Below are 2,744 nucleotides of genomic sequence, written 5' to 3'. Positions count from 1 at the left end.
CTCCTAATGTTTTGATAGAAGCTAATGCTTTTGGAGTGCCTTGTTTGACTACAAATCTTGCAGGTATTCCAACTGTAATTAAAGAAGATATTAATGGTAAAACTTTTGCTTTTGATGCAGAAATTAAAGAATATTGTGATTATATAATTTCCCGAATGAGTGATTATCCTAGATATCAAAAATTAGCAATGTCATCATTTAAAGAATATCAACAACGATTAAATTGGGATGTGGTAGGAAAAACTGCTAAACAGTTATTTATGGATTTACTTTGAAATAGCAGTCAGCGGTCAGCGGTCAGCTATCAGCTTCTAGTTGCGTGAATAGACATCTCCATTGAAGAAGGAGACAGGAGACAGGAGACAGGAGACAGGAGGAAAATTACATGGGGATAGTCAACGAAGGGCCGCTCCGCGTCTACGCTCCCCCAAGTAATTTTGAACACAGTGTAGACGGTGGGGTATTAAACCCACAAAGAAAATGATAATAAAAAATAAAGTCAATTATTGCACATAAATTATCAATTCTTTCCCCCTACTTTCTACTCTCTAACAAAAACGAATTTTGTACCTCATTAATATGAGAATTGCTATAATATTGAAATGCACAATAAATTAAAATTACCTTTATTTCTTTTTGGTTGTCCCCGTTCTGGTACGACATATTTACAAAGTTTATTGACAGCACATCCAGAGATTATCTCTTTACCAGAAACAAAATTTTTTCATTATTTACTACCAGATAATGAACCTAAAAGACGAATACTTGGTATGGCTTCGCGACGATTACGACCTAAGTTAGAGACTTTGTTTAAAAATGAAATTAACCGCCCAGATTTACTGAAATATTTACCTAAAAATACTTTATTTATTAGGCAATATACTCGCAGATTTCTGAAAATTATGAATCTGCTAGCTGAGGAAGAAGGTAAAAGTATTTGGTTAGAAAAAACTCCCGAACATATACGACATATTGACTACATAGAAAAGAATGTTCCTATAGCTAAATTTATTCATATTCAAAGAAATGGAATAGATGTAGTTGCTTCACTTTATGAAGTGTCGAATAAATATCCGAAATTTTGGTATGGTGGGTTTGATATAGACCATTGTATTGATCGATGGATTGAGGCTGTAAATATTACTTCTCAGCATTTACATAAGGATAATCATATTCTGGTGAAGTATGAAAAATTGGTAGATGATACACCTACTATTTTAAAGGAATTATGCAAATTTATAGGTATAGAATTTGATAATAAAATGCTCGAAGATTATCAAGAGACTGCTAAATCTTTGGTGAGAAAACAGTCAGGGAGAGTTGTTAGTCAGGGTGCAGTAAATACTAGATTACAAAAGTTTTATCAGGTATTTGATCAGTCTCAGCAGGAATATATATTAAGTAGATTTACAGAAGTAGGCCAGGAGCAGAACTAGCCGGCGTTGCTGAAGCACGTGTATGGTATTAATTTTGATTCTTTAGGAGTCAGGAGTCAACCCACCCCTCGCCCCTCCCCCTCCCAGGAGGGGAACTCAGGAGTCAGGAAGGAAGAAAGAATAAGAAACCCCGAGTAAAAGGAGAAAGTTTTTTGCTCGCCCTCTTATCCGGACAAGATATCATACCTCAAATCAGCAACGCCAACTAGCCTAAAGTTTTTTTGAAAACAGAAATCAAAAAGTCCTGTGTTAGATTAATTCGCGATCGCACAGTTATAATGAGTAAAAATAACCATTTGTTTACACGCAATAGTTTTAGCTATGTTTATTGGTACCACTGAAGCAGCAACACTTTTAAGCATTACTACTCAGAGAATTCGGGTATTGCTTAAGCAAGGCAGAATTCAAGGAGCAAAAAAATCAATGGCAAAACTTGGGTAATACCTCTATATCAAGGAATTCCACGAATATCTAAAGGAAAAAGAGGACCAAAACCTAAGTGGAAACATACTCGCCACTGTGCAAGAAATACAGTACATATCAACCGCCAAAACTTGGGGATAAATCAGAAAAATAAGAATACTGATTTGACCGAAAAATTGGGTCCCAAGCCTCGCCCTTCTAGGGCGACTTTTTAGTTGTTAAGTGTTTCAATGAATATGTTACAATACTGTTAGTTTAAATATCGAATTATGAAAGCTAGATTTAAGTATCGCATATATCCAACACCGGGACAAAAGCATCAATTAGCAAAGCTATTTGGTTGCGTTCGTGTTGTTTGGAATGATAGCCTAGCTTGTTGTCAAGAAAAATACAAATCAGGAGGTAAGAAACCCACTAACTCACAACTGCAAAAACAGTTTATTACTCAAGCAAAAAACACTGAAGATAGAGAGTGGCTTAAAGAAGTTTCTAATATACCATTGCAGCAATCTTTGAATGATTTAAACCAAGCTTACCAAAACTTTTTTAAATCGACTAAAGGCCAGAGAAAAGGTAAACCTGTAAAACCTCCTAAATTTAAAAGTAGAAAGTCAAAGCAAACTGCTAGATTTACAAGAGGAGGTTTTAAAGTTGGTCAGCATAAAGTATATTTAGCTAAGATTGGAAAACTCAAGATAGTTTGGTCTAGAGAGTTACCTGCTCCTCCATCATCAGTAACTATTATTAAAGACTCAGCTAATAGATATTTCTTAAGGCCGCCCGAGCGCGCGGCCGAAGTCGCGGCACGCTCGGGCGGACCGCTCAGGCGCGGCAGTTCGGCGGGCGTGTGCCGCGCCGCTTCGACGAAGAGTTCGCCCCGCGTGT

4 protein-coding genes are annotated in these 2,744 nt (G+C 36.8%); all 4 read left to right on the top strand.

Translation table 11 applies throughout. From position 1 onward, the window contains the following. The coding region (locus tag F6K13_RS27190) for a glycosyltransferase (protein WP_287289004.1) at positions 1–275 on the top strand (275 nt) is incomplete at its 5' end. A 327-nt stretch (positions 276–602) separates the two neighbouring features. Further along, a complete protein-coding gene (locus tag F6K13_RS27185) occupies positions 603–1,436 on the top strand; it encodes a sulfotransferase (RefSeq protein ID WP_124144616.1) in 834 nt (277 codons plus the stop codon). Between the two features lie 6 nt (positions 1,437–1,442). Further along, positions 1,443–1,574, top strand: a complete 132-nt coding sequence (locus F6K13_RS27180; RefSeq protein WP_287244055.1) for a hypothetical protein — start codon at positions 1,443–1,445, stop codon at positions 1,572–1,574. Positions 1,575–2,128: 554 nt separating this feature from the next. Further along, positions 2,129–2,744: RNA-guided endonuclease TnpB family protein (locus F6K13_RS27175; RefSeq protein WP_287289002.1), on the top strand; the 616-nt coding region annotated here is incomplete at its 3' end.

Origin of the sequence: Okeania sp. SIO2B9 (genome assembly GCF_010672505.1) — a bacterium.
Lineage (GTDB): Bacteria > Cyanobacteriota > Cyanobacteriia > Cyanobacteriales > Microcoleaceae > Okeania > Okeania hirsuta.
The sequence above is the reverse complement of the archived record's forward strand: the minus strand, read 5'-3'. Positions and strand labels throughout refer to the sequence as shown.

What these genes read in the sequence shown, in the direction of transcription:
- F6K13_RS27185 (WP_124144616.1), top strand. Translation starts at nt 603, where the DNA reads ATGCACAATAAATTAAAATTACCTTTATTTCTTTTTGGTTGTCCCCGT.